A 17,099-nucleotide genomic window follows, 5' to 3' on the forward strand; every position below is an offset into this window, starting at 1 on the left:
TGCGTCTCAGCGCTGGCTGTTGGTCAGGCCAACCTTGTCGGTCGGCGCCCATGGGCGCTTAATGGCGGGCATAACAACAAGGATCGAGAACCGGAGGCCTTATGCTCGCCGCGAACTCCAGAGAACACGTCGACTGCGTCAGTCGCGTGGTCCGAAATGCCGATCGACTGCCCCAGGCGCCGGTGCCGTCGCTGATTTTCGATTCATGGCGCCGTTCCATGGAGCAATACCACCTCGACCCCGGCTCGCTGCAGGGGCCGCGCATTCTCACCGAACCCTTGCTCAAGGAATGTCGCGAACGCGCTGAGCTGTTCATGCGCATCGCCGGCGAAGAAGTCGGGCAACTGCACCACCGTGTGCGCCACGCCGACTACTGCGTGATGCTCACCGACGCCCAGGGCCAGACCCTTGACCACCGCGTGGACACCGCCATTCGCAGCGACTGTCGCAAAGCCGGCCTGTATCTCGGCACCTGTTGGTCCGAAGCCGAGGAAGGCACCTGCGGCGTGGCCACGGTGCTGACCAGCAAAGCCGCCGTGACCGTGCACAAGCGCGATCATTTCCGTGCCGCCTTTATTGGCCTGACCTGCTCCGCCGCCCCGATCTTCGACCCCCAGGGCAACCTGCTGGGGGTAATGGATGCCTCGGCGCTCAAATCCCCGGATGACCGGCGCAGCCAGCACCTGGTGCGGCAGATGGTGGCGCAGAGTGCGCAAGCCATCGAAAACGCCTTCTTCATGCACAGCGCCCGCGAGCATTGGGTGCTCCAGGCCCACAGCACACCGGGCTATGTGGACAGCCAGCCGGACCTGCTGCTGGCATGGGATCAGGACGGCCGGCTACAGGCCCTGAACAGCAAGGCGCGCCAGGCATTGCGCCGGCGCTTCGGCCAGGTGCCCGACTACATCGGTGAAGTGTTCGACCTGAATGCGTTGCGCTCGGTGACGGACCAATCGACCCAACACCTGCCATGGCTGGGCGAGCCTGGCGTATTGCACGTGCGGGTCAATACCCCGCGACGCAAACCGCCGCGAGCCGTTGCGCACGCTCAGGTCGACCCGCGGGTGGAAGAACACCTGCGCCTGGCCGTACGCGTCAAGGACCGCAACCTGCCGGTACTGGTGCAGGGGGAAACCGGCGCCGGCAAGGAAGTTTTCGCTCGCCAACTGCACGAACGCAGCGCCCGGCGTACGGGGCCCTTTGTCGCGGTCAACTGCGCAGCGATCCCCGAGAACCTGATTGAAAGCGAGCTGTTCGGCTACGTGGCAGGGGCTTTTACCGGTGCATCCAGCAAAGGCATGCAGGGGCTGTTGGTACAGGCCGATGGCGGTACGTTGTTCCTCGATGAAATCGGCGATATGCCGCTGGCGTTGCAGACGCGCCTGCTGCGGGTGATGGCCGAAGGTGAAGTCGCGCCCCTGGGCGGGGCCAAGAGCCGCACTGTGGACATCCAAGTGATCTGCGCCAGCCACCGTGACCTGGACGCGCTGGTCAGCGACGGGCGCTTTCGCGAAGACCTGTACTTCCGCCTCGGCTGCGCGCGCTTTTGCCTGCCGCCGCTGCGCGAGCGCAGTGACAAGCTGGCACTGATCAACCGGTTGCTGGAGCAGCAAGCACGCGGCGGCGTCTCGGTCGGCATCGGCCAGGCTGCACTGGAACGGCTGCTGGGCTATGCCTGGCCTGGCAATGTGCGCCAGTTGCACCACGTACTGGCGTATGCCTGTGCCGTGTGTGAGAGCGGGACCATCCAGTTGGCGGATCTACCGGTGCAGGTGCGCGGCGAACAGGTTTCGCTGGCTGCAGAACCTAGCGTGAGCCCCGAACGTCAGGTGGTGCTGGACGCGTTGGTCCGGCACCGCTGGAAGCCGTTGCCGACGGCGCAGGCGCTGGGTATTTCCCGGGCAACCCTGTACCGCCGGGTCAACCAACTGGGCATCGACATGCCCCGCAAGCACTGACACAACGGAATTAAACATGTGGGAGGGGGCTTGCTCCCGATAGCAGTGGGTCAGCCAACATCTATGTTTGCTGGGCTGACGCCATCGGGGGCGAGCCCCCTCCCACACTCGGCCGAGCAGGCCTTGAGAGGTCAGCGGTAGACAAGGCCACCGTCGATCAACGGCGCTTGCCCAGTCATGTAATCCGCATCCGGCCCGGCCAGGTAGGCCACCAACCCGGCTACATCCTCGGGCGTTTGTGCACGGCCCAAGGCAATTCCGTCCACGTACTTCTTGTAGGTCGCCCCCACTTCAGCCCCGGTAATCTCGGCCATGCGCTTGTCGATCTCCACCCACATATCGGTACCCACCACGCCTGGGCAGTAGGCATTGACCGTGATCCCGGCGCTTGCCAGTTCCTTGGCCGCCGCCTGGGTCAGGGCACGCACGGCGAACTTGGTGGCCGAGTACACGCCCAGCAGCGCAAAGCCTTCATGGCCGGCGATAGAGCAGGCATTGATGATCTTGCCCTTTTGCTTGAGCGCCTTGAATTTCTTGGCGGCGGCCTGGATACCCCACAGCACGCCCTGCACGTTGATACCGAGGGTGCGCTCAACCTGTTCCGGGCTGACGTCCAGCAATGAGTCGATCTGCGCGATACCGGCGTTATTGACGATGATGTCGAAGCCGCCAAGGGTCTGGTGTGCATGCTCAACTGCCGCTACTACCTGATCGCGCTTGGACACGTCGGCGATAAACACCGAGGCCTTGCGCCCCAGGGCCACTACTTCTGAGGCCACGGCTTCAAGCTTGGCACCATTGATGTCGACCAGAGCGATGTCGGCACCGTCCTGTGCCAGGCGCAGGGCGATGGCCCGGCCAATGCCCTGCCCGGCGCCGGTCACCAGCGCAACTTTTCCAGCAATACTCATGACGATCTCCTGCAACGGTGAGAGAGCCTTGTCTATCGCAGATGCCTGCCGGGGCTGTCGAGGCGCAAGGGGTTTGGCGTAGAGGTTGAGACGCTGTGTCTCAGCACGCGCGCGCGTACCGAACGCTTGTAAAACCTGGCCGTTATGCCTAGCTTATGCGCCCCCGCCCTGCGCTATAAGGCCCTGCCCCATGGTTTTGCGTTTTCGTCCCGCCGTCAGTACACGTTTGGCTCTCGGCCTGCTGCTCAGCGGCGGCATCGGCAGCAGCCTGGCCGCGGAGATTGAACTGCCGGCTGTCAAGGTCCAGGGGCAGGATGAGTCCGGCTACCGTAACGAAACTGCCTCGGTGGGCGGTTTCGATGAAGCACCGTTGCTGGACACGCCGGCCTCGATTACGGTGATCAACGCCGCCCTGATCAAGGACCAGCAAGCGCGCCTGCTCAGTGAAGTGCTGCGCAACGATGCGTCGGTGGGTGACAGCTATGCGCCGATTGGCTATTACGAAAATTTCGTGGTGCGTGGCTTCTCGCTGAACGCGGCCAGCAGCTACAAGATCAACGGGCGCACCATCACCGGCGAGCAGAACGTCGCCCTGGAAAACAAGCAGCAGGTGGAAGTGCTCAAGGGCCTGGCCGGGTTGCAGAGCGGCATTTCCGAGCCCAGCGGCGTGATCAACTACGTGACCAAGCGCCCCGAGGATGTACGCTCGGTAACCGTCTCTACCGATGATCGCGGCAGCGGCTATATCGCCACGGACGTCGGTGGCTGGTTTGGCAGCGAGCAGCAATTGGGCCTGCGCGCCAATGTCGCCCATGAAGACCTCAATTCCTATGTGGAACACGCCAATGGCCAGCGCGATTTTGTGTCCCTGGCCTTGGACTGGAACATCAGCCCCGACGCCCTGCTGCAACTGGATGCCGAATACCAGAACAAGCAACAGCGCTCGGTGCCGGGTTACCAACTGTTGGGTGGCACCGAAGTGCCCCACGACGCCTCGCCGAAGAAGCTGCTGGGGCATCAGAGCGGCGGCAAGCAAGTGGGGATCGACTCGCTGAACCTCAACGGCAAGTTCGAGTACCGTTTCAGCGACCAGTGGAAAGGCACTGTCAACGCGGCGCGTAGCAAGGTGGTGATTGATGACTACAGTTCGTTTGCGTGGGGCTGCTATTACGTCAGCAACTGCAATGCCAACACCTTCAGCCCCGAAGGTGACTACGACATCTACGACTATCGCAGCCCCGACGACACCCGCCGCGATGATGAAATCCAGGCAGCCATGACCGGGCTATTCGACACCGCGGGCCTGGGTCATGAGTTGACCTTCGGCACCAGCGCATTTCGCCGGGTGGTCGACAAGCGCGACTCGGTCAATGAATACATCGGCAGCGGCAATATCCATCAGGATGCGCCGAGCTTCCCTCCCACCGACAAGCCGCTCAATGATAGCCATCGCAACCTCGACAGCCGCCAGTACGGGTTGTTCGTCACCGACCGAATTCGCTTCAATGAGCAATGGCAAACCATTCTGGGTGGGCGTGAAGTGCGCCTGGACGAAAAGGCTTTCGACAAGAACGGCGCTGAGTCACGGCATACCCAGCAGTATGTATTCCTGCCCCAGGCCTCGCTGATCTATAAGCCGATTGAGAACATCTCGCTCTACACCAGCTACAGCAAGGGCCTGTCTCTGGGCGGCACCGCGCCGTGGTTTGCCACCAACAGCAGCGAAACCCTGGCGCCCACCACTTCACGGCAGATCGAAGCCGGGGTGAAGTACGATTGGCGCCGCATCAGTTTCGCCGCTGCCGTATTCCAGACACGCCAGGCCTACCAATATTCGAAGCCGGATGGCGCGGGCAACTTTACCTATGTGCAACAGGGCGAGCAGAAAAACACCGGCCTGGAACTGTCCGCCAACGGCTGGGCCACCGAGCGCCTGCAAATAGCAACCAGCGTGGCCGCCATCCGCGCACGGGTGAGCGGCAGCGGCACCCCGGACTATGAAGGCCACCAGGCGATCAACGTACCCAAGCTGCGCGCCAGCCTGTACGCCGACTATGCGTTGCCGTGGGTCAATGGCCTGGCGGTGCTGGGCGGTGTGCAATACAGCGCCAGGAAGTCGGCCAACCGCAACGGCACTGTGGAGGTGGGCGACTATGCAGTGGTCAATCTCGGCAGCCGCTACACCACCAAGGTCGAAGGGTATGAAACGGTGTTTCGCCTGAGCGTCGACAACCTGTTCGACAAGCGCTACTGGCGCGATGCGGGCGAGTACATGGGCGATGACTACCTGTTCCAGGGCGCGCCGTTGACGGCGCGCTTGAGTGCATCGGTGAATTTCTGATTCACCCGCCCTACCGGGGTTATTTGGGCATCTTGCGAAAGCCCACCGCCAGGCGGTTCCAGCTGTTGATGGTGGCGATGGCCACGCTCAGGTCGACTTGTTCCTGTGGGCTGAACTCGGCGGCCAGGGCATTGAAGTCTTCATCCGGGGCGTGGGTCTGGCTCAGCAGGGTCAGGCTTTCAGCCCAGCCCAGCGCAGCGCGTTCACGCGGGGTAAAGAATGGGGTCTCGCGCCAGGCCGACACGGTGTACAAACGCCGCTCGGTTTCGCCACCCTTGCGGGCGTCGGCGGTGTGCATGTCCAGGCAGAACGCGCAGCCGTTGATCTGCGAGACGCGCAGGCGCACCAATTCGAGCAGCGGCAATTCGATGGAGAGTTTGCCGACCGCTGCTTCCAGCGCCAGCATGGCTTTCATGGCGTCTGGGGAAGCGGTGTAGAAATCGGTACGGGTTTGCATGGTGTTGCTCCAGAACGGTGGGATTGGTGAGCAGGTTAGTCACCAAGGCGTCCTGGAGGAATAGCCAATCCGGGCGAAGAACAGGTGACCAATCTACAGGCCACGCTTGCGCAGCCATTGCAGGAAACCCTTCTTCACCGGCACCACCGGCGCGTCTTCGGTCAGGGCCTGGGCGGCATGCCGACGGAAGTCCAGCAGCGCCTTCATGGCTTCGCCGATATCATGCCGTGCGTCCAGGCAGGGCTTGAGGTATTCATTTTCGATGCGATAAAGCGTGCAGTAGGTCTTGGCCGAAAAATCTGCCAGCGCCGCCTGTTCCGAGAGGATGCCGGATTCGCCGATCACCTCCCCGGGGCCCATGCGCCCAGCCTCGAACTTGTGCCCGTCCTTGACCAACAGCACCGAGACCACGCCGGATTCGATGATGAACAAGTGATCGCTGACCTCCCCCGCCGCCAGGATCATCTCGCCGGCGCGGTAGGTATGCAGGGTCATGTTCTGGCTGAAGGTGTCTTTTTCTTCCTGGCGCAAGGTGGAGAAAATCGACGAGCGTTCCAGCAACGCCCGGGCGCCGGACACGGTTGGCGGCGTGCTGCCCTCGGTGGCGGACAGCAGCCCCACGCCCGCCGCCTGCAAGTGCCGGTAGGCCAAATCGTAAAGCAGGTTGCGCGTTTCGCGCTTGAGGCCCATGGCCGGTACGAACCCGCTGATTTCATATTCGACGCCGCCACTGGTCGAGGCTTTGAACGCCACGCTCGGGGCGGGCTGGGCCAGTAATGGCCGGCAGCCCTGCATTGCCCGTTCCAGGGCCTCGATCACGGTTTGCGGACGTGCGTGGGGGCTGACTTGCAGGCTCACTGCCAGGCCGAACATGTCCGCCGGGCGCGAGAAGTTGATGATCTTGGCCTTGGCCGCCAGGGAATTGGGGATCACCGCCAGGCTGCCCTGGGAGGTTTGCAAACGCGTGGCGCGCCAGTCGATATCGGTGACACGGCCTTCGGTGCCGTCGATGGAGATCCAGTCATCGATCTGGTAAGGCTTGGTGGTATTGAGGACGATCCCGGAAAACACGTCGCTCAAGGTACTTTGCAACGCCAGGCCGACGATGATCGCCACCGCACCGGAGGTGGCCAGCACGCCCTTGACCGGCAGGTCGAGCACATAGGCCATGGCGGCGATGATCGCGATCAGGAAGATCACCGCGCCCATCAGGTCTTGCAACAAGCGCCCGGTATGCCCGACCCGCTGCATCATCACCGCGCCGAGCAACACCGTCAGGGTGCGCGCAGCGAACAACCACCAGCCGATCTGCAACGCCGTGGCGGCCAGGTGCAAGGTGGTGTCGTCAGCATAGGGCGCCCCTTGCATGGGGTTCATGCCGTCGTTGAACAACACGACGCTGAATACCGCGAAGATCACCAACCGCGCGGCGAGTTTCCAGTTGGCCAGGTCGGCGGAGATAAGACGCCACACGGCGATGTCGATAAAGATCAACGCCACGGCGCACAGCATCGGGTGATCAGCGATAAATGAGGGCATCCAGGCGACTCCAGGGCGAATGCCGAGAAGATCGCATGAAATCGATAAGACGGGTATAGCGCAGGAAAAAATGTGGGAGGAGGCAAGCCCCCTCCCACAAGGGTTATTTAAACCAACCCGGCATTCAGGCGTGCATCTGCCCGAACTTGCCCGACTGGAAGTCGGCGAACGCCTGATGGATCTCCTGCTCGGTGTTCATCACGAACGGACCGTGGCCGACGATGGGCTCGTCGATGGGTTCGCCGCTGAGCAGCAACACCTTGGCGTCGTCATTCGACTCCAGCGTGACCTGGTTACCGTCACGCTCGAACAGCGCCAGCTGACCTTGGCGCGCAACTTCATCGCCATTGACCAGCACAGTGCCGCTGAGGATGACCAGCGCCGTATTACGCCCGGCGTGCAGGTCCAGCGTGACCGCCTTATTGGCATTGAGGCGCAAGTCCCACACGTCAATCGGCGTAAAGGTACGGGCCGGGCCATGAGCACCGGCGAATTCACCGGCGATCAGGCGCAGGTTGCCAGCGTCGTTCGCCAGTGGCAGCACCGGAATATCGCCATCGATGATGGTCTGGTAGCCGGCATCGGCCATTTTGTCCTTGGCCGGCAGGTTGACCCACAGTTGCACCATTTCCAGCGCCCCGCCGCGACGGGCGAAATCCTGGGAGTGGAACTCCTCGTGGAGAATGCCCTTGGCCGCGGTCATCCATTGCACATCGCCGGGGCCGATCTTGCCGCCGGCACCGGTGGAATCGCGGTGCTCGACTTCGCCGTCATAGACGATAGTCACGGTTTCAAAGCCGCGATGCGGGTGCTGACCGACGCCACGGCGCTGTTCGGTGGGCGTGAATTCGACCGGCCCGGCGTGGTCCAGCAACAGGAATGGGCTGATGTGCTTGCCCATGGTGTCGTAGGAAAACAAAGTGCGTACCGGGAAGCCATCGCCGACCCAGTGGGCGCGAGGGCTGGTGTAGATACCAATCAGCTTTTTCATGTGTACCTCCAAAGTGGGTACACAATAAATCGCCTCACTCCTAAGCACTAGACGGCAAAACCGGCCCTGATCGTTCTATGTATAGGACAATGTTTTAACCTGGCGCTGGCGCAACAGGTGAAATGCAACAAAGGCCGACAGCGCAAACCCGGCTTGAATAATCACCATCGGCGCGGCACTGCCATCGCGCAACTGGCTCAATAGCAAACCGCTGCAGGTGGCACCGAACATCTGCGCGAACCCCATCAGCCCTGCCGCCAAACCCGCACGGTGCGCATTGGGCATCACCGCGCCGGTCACCGCACCGGGCAACACCAGGCCACCGCCGAGAGTAGCCACGGCAATGGGCACATCCAGCCCTATTACCGACAGCCCGAACAGCGCGTAGATCACCAGCGCCGCCACCCCGCCGACCGCGACCATTGTCACGCCCATCGCCACAATCCACTGCGGCCCCAGGCGCTGGATATTACGCCGGGTATAGGTGGAGCCCACGATCAGCATCGACACGATCAATCCGAAGTTGAGGCCGTACTCCAGGCTGCTGAATCCCAGCAGGTTGATGAACACCGCCGAGGAGCCGGCGATCACCGCAAACATCGCACCGTAGGTGCAGGCCAGGGCCACGGCATAGGCCCGGTACTGGCGGCCCTTGAGCAGGTCCAGGTATTGGCCGCCCAGGGTGCGCCAGTGAGCGGCTTTGGGATCGAGGTGGTGGTTGCTCTCGCGAAAGAACAGCAGCGCCAGCACCAGCACCAGGCTGCCGATCACCAACGCCAGGCTGATCGGTGCTCGCCAACCCAGTAGCTTGATCAACAAGCCGCCAAGCATCGGCGCGACGACGATGGCATACAGCATGCCGATCATGGTCAGCGCCAGGGCCGGCCCCGCCTCGGCTTTCCACACATCCCGCACCACCGTGCGGGCCAATACCAACGCGGCGCACGCACCCAGGCCCTGGAACACGCGGGCGAGGATAAATTGCTGGATGTCGCTGACCAGCAGCATCGATAACGTGGCCAGCACATACAACGCCAGGCCGGCGATCAATACCGGGCGTCGGCCAATACGGTCCGACAGCGGCCCGAACAGCAACTGCCCCAGGCCAAAGGCACCGACAAATGCTGACAGCGCCAGCAGTGCCGAGCCCACCGGCGCCGCCAGCGCCTGCTCGATGGCGCCCAGGCCCGGAATGATCAACTGGGTCGAGACTTCACCCAAGGCCGTTAAGGCAACCAGTAATAACAACAAGCTGCGTGAAGGTGCCGGGGCGATTGCCATGGGGATTATCCGGGGGCTGGATTAATTTATATTTCGACCATAATATGAGTAAAAAATTATGTCCATAATTTTTTGCCCAATGGTTACCCCTGGAGCCCGCCATGCCCCCTCTCCCCCTGCGTCTTCTCACGCCCCTGGCCCTGTTGATGGTGCTCGGTGGCTGCCACAGCCAAGCTGACAACGCCGCTCAAGCGCCGCAGCCACGTCCCGTATTGGCGGCCACCGTCGAAGCCGCTGGCACCCAGCAAAGCGCGTATACCGGTGTGGTCGCTGCCCGCACCGAAAGCGACCTGGGCTTCCGGGTCAGCGGCAAGGTGATCGAGCGCAAGGTCGACCCCGGCCAGCGCGTTGCCCGTGGCGATACCCTGCTGGTGCTGGACATCGGCGACTTCGAACTGGCGCTGCGCTCGGCCAAGAATCGCGTCAACGCCGCCCAGGCCCAGCTGCGCCAACGCCGCGACGATGAAAACCGCTACCAGCGCCTGGCCAGTACCGGCGCAGTGTCACGGCAGATCTTCGACCAGTCGGCCACCAACCTGCGTGTTGCCGAGGCGGAACTGGCCGCGGCGCAGTCCGATGCCAGCCAGATCGAAAACCGCCGCACCTACTCGGTGCTCAAGGCCGATGGCGACGGCATCATCACCGACGTGCGAGCAGACCGCGGCCAAGTGGTGGCCGAAGGGCAAATCGTCGCGCGCCTGGCCCACGACGGCGCCCGTGAAGCCATCGTCAACCTGCCGGAAAACCAGCGCGACCTGGCCGCGCAAAAAGCCCTGGCCTTCCCCTTCGGCGCCCCCGACCAGGCCGTGGCCGCAAGCCTGCGCGAGCTGTCCGCCAGCGCCGACCCCATCACGCGCACCTACCGCGCCCGCTATGTGTTGCACGGTGCCGTCGAGCGTTTCGCCCTCGGTTCCACCATCACCGTACGCCTGCAAGGCAACGGCCAGGCCGCGCAAACCCGCGTGCCGATTGGCGCGTTGCAGGACGCAGGCCAGGGCCCCGGCGTGTGGCTGATCGGCGATGACAACACGCTGACCTTCGCGCCGGTGAAAGTCGCCCGCCTCGGCCAGGAAGACGCCCTGCTCGACAGCGGCGTCCTGCCTGGGCAAACCATCGTCGCCCTGGGGGCGCACCTGCTGCACGGCGGCGACAAGGTGCGCTTGCTACCCGCCCAGGCGCTGGCCCTCAACCGCAAGCAGGACCAATGACCATGCGCGGGCTCAACCTCTCCGAACTGGCAGTCAAACACCGCGCAGTGACGCTGTTCCTGCTCATTGCAATCCTGGTCGCCGGAATGTTCGCGTTCGGCAAACTGGGGCGCGCCGAAGACCCCTCGTTTACCGTCAAGGTCATGACCATCACCGCCGCCTGGCCGGGCGCCACCGCCCAGGAGATGCAGGAACAGGTGGCCGACCGCCTGGAAAAGCGCCTGCAGGAACTGGACTATTACGACCGCGTCGAGACCATCGCCCAGCCAGGTTTTGTGTCGATGCGCATGACCTTTCTCGAATCCACGCGCCCGAGCGAAATCCAGGCACTGTTCTACCAGACCCGCAAGAAGCTCAGTGACGAAGCCGCGCAATTGCCCAAAGGCGTGATCGGCCCGTTTTTCAACGATGAATACTCTGATGTGTATTTCGCGCTGTACGCCCTGGAAGCCGAACACCTGCCCCATCGTCAGCAAGTGCAAATGGCCGAGACCCTGCGCCAGGGTTTGCTCAACCTGCCGGGGGTGAAGAAGGTCAATATTCTTGGCGAGCAGGCCCAACGGGTGTTTGTCGAGTTTTCCTATGAGCGCCTGGCGACCCTGGGCATCAAGCCCGAGCAGATTTTCGCCGCCCTCGCCGCACAAAACGCGGTGGCGCCCTCAGGCTTTGTCGAGACCGCTGGTGCCCGTGCGTATATCCGTATCGACGGAGCCTTCGACAGCCTGGCGCTGATTGAAAACGTGCCCCTGCAAGTCAATGGCCGCGTGCTGCGCATTGCCGATGTCGCCAGCGTCAGCCGCGGTTATGAGGACCCGCCCAGCTACCGCATCCGCCACCAGGGCGACCCGGCGCTGATGCTCGGGGTGATCATGGAGAAACACTGGAACGGCCTGGAACTGGACCAGAGCCTGCAGGCCCAGGAAGCCAAAATCCGCGCCGACCTGCCCCTGGGCGTGAACTTCGTCAAGGTCTCCGACCAGGCGAAAAACATCAGCCTGGCGGTGAATGAGTTCATGCTCAAGTTCTTCGTCGCCCTGGCCGTGGTGATGCTGATCAGCCTGCTGGCCCTGGGCTTTCGCGTGGGCCTGGTGGTGGCGGCAGCCGTGCCGCTGACGCTGTCGATCGTGTTCGTGATCATGCTGGTCACCGGGCGCGAATTCGACCGCGTGACCCTGGGCGCGCTGATCATTTCCCTGGGCCTGCTGGTGGATGACGCGATCATTGCCATCGAGATGATGGTGGTGAAACTCGAAGAAGGTTTTGATCGTATCCATGCGGCGACCTACGCCTGGAGCTCCACAGCTGCGCCCATGCTGACCGGTACGCTGGTGACGATCATCGGCTTTTTACCCGTGGGGTTTGCGCGCTCCGGTGCAGGCGAGTACGCCGGGAATATCTTCTGGATCGTCGGCTTTGCCTTGATTTCATCGTGGTTGGTGGCGGTGGTGTTCACGCCCTATCTGGGCGTGAAGCTGTTGCCGCAGATCAAGCCTGTGCCCGGTGGGCACGATGCGATTTATGCCGGGCGTCATTATCAGAAACTCCGTCGTCTGGTGGAGGCCTGCGTGCGCGGGCGCTGGCTGGTGACCGGGCTGGTGGTGGCCGCGTTTGTGCTGTGCGGCCTGTGTATGGCGGTGGTGAAGAAACAGTTCTTCCCCGACTCCGACCGTTCGGAGCTGATCCTGGAAGTGTATATGCCGCCCGGCAGCGCATTCAAAAGCACTGAAGCGGTGGCGGCGCAGGTGGAGAAAGCCCTGTTGCAGGAGCCGCAGACCAGCATGGTCGACACCTACGTAGGCGGCGGTGCACCGCGGTTCTTTCTGTCGCTGAACCCGGAAATGCCCGACCCGGCATTCGCCAAGTTAATCGTGCAAACCCCGGACTCCCACGCCCGTGACGCTTTGAAAGTGCGCATGCGCGAGCGCATCGCGGCTGGTGAGTTTCCAGCGGCGCGGGTGCGTGTCACGCAATTGGTGTTCGGCCCGCCGGTGCCGTTCCCCGTGGTGTTCCGTGTATCCGGGCCCAACCTGGACGAGCTGCGCGGGCTGTCCGAGCAAGTGCGCCAAGTGGTGGCCGCCAATCGGCTGACCCGCGACACCTTCCTCGAATGGGGCGAGCGCGCCAGCGGTTATCGCCTGGTGCTGGACCAGGATCGCCTGCGCTTACTCGGCTTCACCCCCGACGAGGTCAAGTCCCAGCTCAACGCCCTGCTCAGCGGCAACCCGATCACCGAAGTGCGCGAGGGCAACCGCACCGTGTCGGTGGTGGCCCGCGCCCAAGGCAGCCAGCGCGAGGACCTCGCCAACCTGAACAACATGACCCTGACCAACAGCGCCGGTACGTCGGTGCCGCTGGCTCAGGTCGGGCATTTCCAGGCAGTGATGGAAGAGCCGATCCTCAAGCGCCGCAACCGCGCAACCACCGTGGAAGTGCGCGCCGACATCATCGACGGGGTACAACCGCCCGATGTGGAAATGGCCGTATACAAAGACCTGCAACTGCTGATCGCCAAGCTGCCGACTGGTTACCACATCGACATCGGCGGCCCGGTGGAAGAAAGCGCCAAGGCCAACGTGGCGCTGGCGGCATTGTTCCCGATCATGATCTTGCTGACCCTCACGGTGATCATGTTCCAGGTGCGCTCATTCGGCGTGATGTTCATGGTCTTCGCCACCGCGCCCTTGGGCCTGATTGGCGCAGTGCCGACCTTGCTGCTGTTCAATCAACCGTTTGGGTTTAACGCGATCCTGGGCCTGATCGGCATTGGCGGCATCCTGATGCGTAACACGCTGATCTTCACCGACCAGATTCGCCAGAACCAGGACCACGGCATGGCGATTCGCGAGGCAATCATCGAAGCCACGGTGCGTCGAGCGCGTCCGGTGATCCTCACCGCACTGGCGGCGGCGCTGGCGTTTATTCCGTTGACGCTGTCGGTGTTCTGGTCGTCCCTGGCCTATGTACTCATCGGCGGAGTGTTGGTGGGCACGGTGTTGACGCTGTTGTTCCTGCCGGCGCTGTGCAGCCTGGTGCTACGCGACGAGGTTGCTGAAACGTCCCACGTAAACGCCGGATAAGCTCTACTCCCCCGCCCTGCAAACCTCTGCAAAGTCCCTCGCCTGACTGAACAGTGCGAGGGATTGCAGATGGTTTTTCTTGTTAGTGCGCTGGTTGCGTGGCCGTCCCCCGTGGGGAGTGGTCGCGGATGACCCACGCCACCCACATCGCCGCTATCGAACACGAGCTGGATGGTTTCCATCAGAGCCTGGTGGAGTACCGCCAGCAGATGGGCGCCTGGTATTCGCGTGCGCTGGATTCGGTCAGTCATGCAGCGGATATGCCGTCTTTGCTGGGCATGGACCGGGTGTTACGGGTTGGGGATTCCCAGCGTTCGGTAAGCCTTAGCGACGCGGATTTTTCTACCGTAGCCCGCTGCCCGGTGGGTGGTGTGCTGAAGATCGAGAGCAAATTCGAATCAGCGTATGACGTGCCGATTGGCGATATCCCTGTCGAGGTGATTGGCCTGGATGACGGCAGTTCCACGCGNGTGCTGAAGATCGAGAGCAAATTCGAATCAGCGTATGACGTGCCGATTGGCGATATCCCTGTCGAGGTGATTGGCCTGGATGACGGCAGTTCCACGCGGGTGATGCTCGATAAGCACGGCAAGGGTTCGCACTACTGCGCCGCCGGCGGGCGCTATCAGGTGCGGGTTCAGGGTGGTGTTTCAGCGCAACAAGTGGACGCCTTGTTTACCTCCTATGCCGGGCTGACGGCGGACTTGGAACAGTGGCTTCGGTCGCAGTGGAAAAGCTTCAAACCCCACTGGGAAAGCTCTACTGCCAGCGCGATTGGCAGCGGCGTGCTGGCAGGCAGTTGGGCGGCGATCCATGACGTGTGGGACAGCATCAAGCTGATGCAGGCGATGCTTGAAGACCCGTTGAAGTACGTCGAACAACTGGGCAGCGAGGCGGCCAAGTTGGCGCAGATCGCCACCGATGCGCCCAGGGTCATGGAGCAGGCGATGCTGCTGGCCAGTGATGAAGCGGCGCTGTACCTGTTACTGCGCACCGCCACGATCTGGCTGGACGCGTTACCGCCCAGTGAAGTTGCGCAGGCAGCCGCCAGTTTTATGGTGTCGCTGCTGATTGATCTGGTGATTGGCGCAGTGTTGACCATCGCGTTGCCAGCGGCGGGCGTGGCGTATTTGAGCATGCGCCTGGTCAAGTACGGCAAGCAGATTCTTGAGGCGGCATTGGGCTTCGTGGAGGGCGTGCTGGCGATTCTCACGAAGTTCATGCAGGCGGTTGACCGTTACAAAGCGGTGGCGGTTCGCGGGGTGGTCGGCGGGCTGAAGCAAGGCACGATGCAGATGCGCTGGAAGGCGCGGCAGAACGCGGTGCTGAAGCAGAAAGAGCGTGTGGATGATGTGCCTGTCGTGGCTTCGAATCCGAAGGGGGATGCGGCGGCGCCTGCGGACAAGACGGTCACTCATGGCTGCCCGGTGTCGATGGTCACCGGGGAGGAATTGCTGACCCTCACCGATGGTGCGCTGGACGGGATCCACGGTTGTATCGCACCAGTGCGGTGGAACTGGATTGTGGGTTGGGGTTTGGCTGGAGTCATGCGCTGGCGCACAGGCTTGTTGTGTCGGGCGATTCGGTGGTGTGGACCGATCATGAGAACCGTCGTACGCAGTTTCCGTTGCCCACCGACTCTCGACCCGCGATCACCAATAGCCTGGCGGAAGCGGCAATCTACCTGGGCTCGGCGCCTGATGAACTGGTGCTGGCCCAGGCGTCGCGGTTCTATCACTTTCGCGACGGTGTGCTGGTCTCGATCAGTGATGCATATGACAACCGCCTGCGCATTTGCCGTGATCATTCAGGGCGAATTGAGCGGTTGGATAACGGCGCTGGTCGCTCACTGTTGCTGCGCTATGAGCTGGATCGCATCGTCGCGGTGGACTACCAGGTTCATCGCGCCAAAGGGCGCGAGCCCTACGTCTGGGAGACCGAGCAGAACGTCGTTTCCTACGCCTATGACGAAGACGGACGACTGGTTTGTGCGACCAATGCTGTCGGTGAAAGCGAGCGTTATCGGTATGACGATCAGCACGTCATTATCGAGCGGCAGTTGGCCGGTGGGGCGAGTTTCTTTTGGGCGTGGGAAGGCGCCGGCAAGGCGGCACGCTGTGTCCGTCATTGGGCAAGTTTTTCGCAGATGGACACGCGATATGCCTGGGGGGATGACGGCCGTGTCACCGTGCATAACGCCGATGGTAGCCAGGAAGTTTATGTCCACGATGATCGGGCGCGCTTGGTACAGCGCATCGATCCCGACGGCGCCCAGCACTTCAAATCCTACGATGACCAAGGCCGGCTGACCGTCGAGCAAGATCCGCTGGGCGCGGTGACCGCCTATCAGTACGACGAAGCCGGACGCTTGGTGGCGCTGTTTCCGGGGGATGACGAGCCGACGTCCTACGAGCATGACAATGGTTTCGTACGGGTTGTCAGGCGTGGCGAGGCGGTCTGGAAATATGAGCGTAATAGCCAGGGCGATGTTACGCGTAGGACCGATCCCGATGGCCAGGTGACGGACTACAGCTACAACAAACGCGGGCAGTTAACCGGAGTTTGGTACCCCGATCACAGTTGTCATCGGCTGGTGTGGAGCGAACGTGGGCAGTTGCTTGAGGAGCAATTGCCCAATGGCGCGATCAAGCGTTATCGCTATGACGATTTAGGGCGGCAGGTTGCCCGTGAGGATGAATACGGGGCGCTGACCCGTTACGAATGGGACGCCGTAGGACGTCTGCTGAAACTGACCCAGCCCGGCGGCGCTTGCCGGGAATTGAGCTACAACCCCTACGGAAAAATCATCGCCGAGCGCACCCAGCCCGGCGGCGCTTGCCGGGAATTGAGCTACAACCCCTACGGAAAAATCATCGCCGAGCGCGATGAACTCGGCCACGTCACCCGCTACGAATACGAAGGCGGCCTGCACCTGATCAGCCGCCGCCTCAACGCTGACGGCACCCAGGTCAAGTATCGCTACGACAACGCCCGGCTGTTGCTCACCGAGATCGAAAACGAAGTCGGCGAAACCTACCAGCTCACCTATCACCCCAACGGCCTGATCCAACAGGAAACCGGCTTCGACGGCCAGCGCACCGCCTATGTCTACGACCTCAACGGCAATCTGCAGGAAAAGACCGAATACGGCGACGACGGCAGTCAGCTCATTACTCGTTACGAGCGCGACCATGCTGGGCGCCTCGTCCGGAAAACCCTGCCCGATGGCAGCCTGGTCGATTATGCCTACGACCGCCAAGGCAACCTCCTCAGCGTCGAAGACGGCCATTGGGCCCTGGCCTACGAATACGACCGGCAAAACCGCCTCACCGCCGA

At 62.5% G+C, this 17,099-nt stretch carries 10 protein-coding genes and 1 pseudogene; 6 read left to right on the top strand and 5 right to left on the bottom strand.

Annotation, left to right across the window (positions count from 1 at the left end; genetic code table 11):
• The first annotated feature begins 101 nt into the window (after nt 1-101).
• Entirely contained in the window at nt 102-1,958 is a 1,857-nt protein-coding gene (locus ASD70_RS09130; RefSeq protein ID WP_056846258.1) for a sigma-54-dependent Fis family transcriptional regulator, read from the top strand.
• Nucleotides 1,959-2,089: 131 nt separating this feature from the next.
• Here the strand turns inward: ASD70_RS09130 and ASD70_RS09135 are convergent, their stop codons facing one another.
• Nucleotides 2,090-2,869 carry an acetoin reductase gene (locus ASD70_RS09135; protein ID WP_056846259.1) on the bottom strand — a complete coding sequence of 260 codons (780 nt, stop codon included), beginning with the start codon at nt 2,867-2,869 and terminating at the stop codon, nt 2,090-2,092.
• Nucleotides 2,870-3,059: 190 nt separating this feature from the next.
• Between ASD70_RS09135 and ASD70_RS09140 the strand changes: the two genes are divergently transcribed.
• Nucleotides 3,060-5,210 carry a TonB-dependent siderophore receptor gene (locus tag ASD70_RS09140; protein WP_056846260.1) on the top strand — a complete coding sequence of 717 codons (2,151 nt, stop codon included), beginning with the start codon at nt 3,060-3,062 and terminating at the stop codon, nt 5,208-5,210.
• A 19-nt stretch (nt 5,211-5,229) separates the two neighbouring features.
• Here ASD70_RS09140 and ASD70_RS09145 read toward each other — a convergent pair whose 3' ends face one another.
• From ASD70_RS09145 to ASD70_RS09160, 4 genes are all read right to left on the bottom strand, one after another.
• Nucleotides 5,230-5,667: a carboxymuconolactone decarboxylase family protein gene (locus tag ASD70_RS09145; RefSeq protein WP_043051565.1), complete on the bottom strand. Its 438-nt coding sequence runs from the start codon at nt 5,665-5,667 to the stop codon at nt 5,230-5,232.
• A gap of 93 nt (nt 5,668-5,760) precedes the next feature.
• A complete protein-coding gene (locus tag ASD70_RS09150) occupies nt 5,761-7,206 on the bottom strand; it encodes a mechanosensitive ion channel family protein (RefSeq protein WP_056846261.1) in 1,446 nt (481 codons plus the stop codon).
• Nucleotides 7,207-7,330: 124 nt separating this feature from the next.
• Nucleotides 7,331-8,197 carry a pirin family protein gene (locus tag ASD70_RS09155; RefSeq protein ID WP_056846262.1) on the bottom strand — a complete coding sequence of 289 codons (867 nt, stop codon included), beginning with the start codon at nt 8,195-8,197 and terminating at the stop codon, nt 7,331-7,333.
• Between the two features lie 75 nt (nt 8,198-8,272).
• Nucleotides 8,273-9,478, bottom strand: coding sequence for a Bcr/CflA family efflux MFS transporter (locus ASD70_RS09160; RefSeq protein ID WP_056846263.1), 1,206 nt, complete (start codon nt 9,476-9,478; stop codon nt 8,273-8,275).
• 101 nt (nt 9,479-9,579) lie between these two features.
• On the opposite strand from ASD70_RS09160, the gene ASD70_RS09165 reads away from it, so the two are divergent.
• The 4 genes and pseudogenes from ASD70_RS09165 to ASD70_RS09175 form a co-directional block, all read left to right on the top strand.
• Entirely contained in the window at nt 9,580-10,686 is a 1,107-nt protein-coding gene (locus tag ASD70_RS09165) for an efflux RND transporter periplasmic adaptor subunit (protein WP_056846264.1), read from the top strand.
• A gap of 2 nt (nt 10,687-10,688) precedes the next feature.
• Entirely contained in the window at nt 10,689-13,763 is a 3,075-nt protein-coding gene (locus tag ASD70_RS09170; protein ID WP_056846265.1) for an efflux RND transporter permease subunit, read from the top strand.
• Nucleotides 13,764-13,891: 128 nt separating this feature from the next.
• Nucleotides 13,892-14,232: hypothetical protein (locus ASD70_RS29350; RefSeq protein WP_236708700.1), on the top strand; the 341-nt coding region annotated here is incomplete at its 3' end.
• 1 nt (nt 14,233) lies between these two features.
• A pseudogene (locus ASD70_RS09175) lies at nt 14,234-17,099 on the top strand (DUF6531 domain-containing protein); the annotation flags it as partial.

This window comes from Pseudomonas sp. Root569 (assembly GCF_001427465.1).
GTDB lineage: Bacteria > Pseudomonadota > Gammaproteobacteria > Pseudomonadales > Pseudomonadaceae > Aquipseudomonas > Aquipseudomonas synxantha.

Coding starts and splice junctions, on each gene's coding strand:
- ASD70_RS09130 (WP_056846258.1), top strand. CDS start 102: ATGCTCGCCGCGAACTCCAGAGAACACGTCGACTGCGTCAGTCGCGTG.
- ASD70_RS09135 (WP_056846259.1), bottom strand. CDS start 2,869: ATGAGTATTGCTGGAAAAGTTGCGCTGGTGACCGGCGCCGGGCAGGGC.
- ASD70_RS09140 (WP_056846260.1), top strand. CDS start 3,060: ATGGTTTTGCGTTTTCGTCCCGCCGTCAGTACACGTTTGGCTCTCGGC.
- ASD70_RS09145 (WP_043051565.1), bottom strand. CDS start 5,667: ATGCAAACCCGTACCGATTTCTACACCGCTTCCCCAGACGCCATGAAA.
- ASD70_RS09150 (WP_056846261.1), bottom strand. CDS start 7,206: ATGCCCTCATTTATCGCTGATCACCCGATGCTGTGCGCCGTGGCGTTG.
- ASD70_RS09155 (WP_056846262.1), bottom strand. CDS start 8,197: ATGAAAAAGCTGATTGGTATCTACACCAGCCCTCGCGCCCACTGGGTC.
- ASD70_RS09160 (WP_056846263.1), bottom strand. CDS start 9,478: ATGGCAATCGCCCCGGCACCTTCACGCAGCTTGTTGTTATTACTGGTT.
- ASD70_RS09165 (WP_056846264.1), top strand. CDS start 9,580: ATGCCCCCTCTCCCCCTGCGTCTTCTCACGCCCCTGGCCCTGTTGATG.
- ASD70_RS09170 (WP_056846265.1), top strand. CDS start 10,689: ATGCGCGGGCTCAACCTCTCCGAACTGGCAGTCAAACACCGCGCAGTG.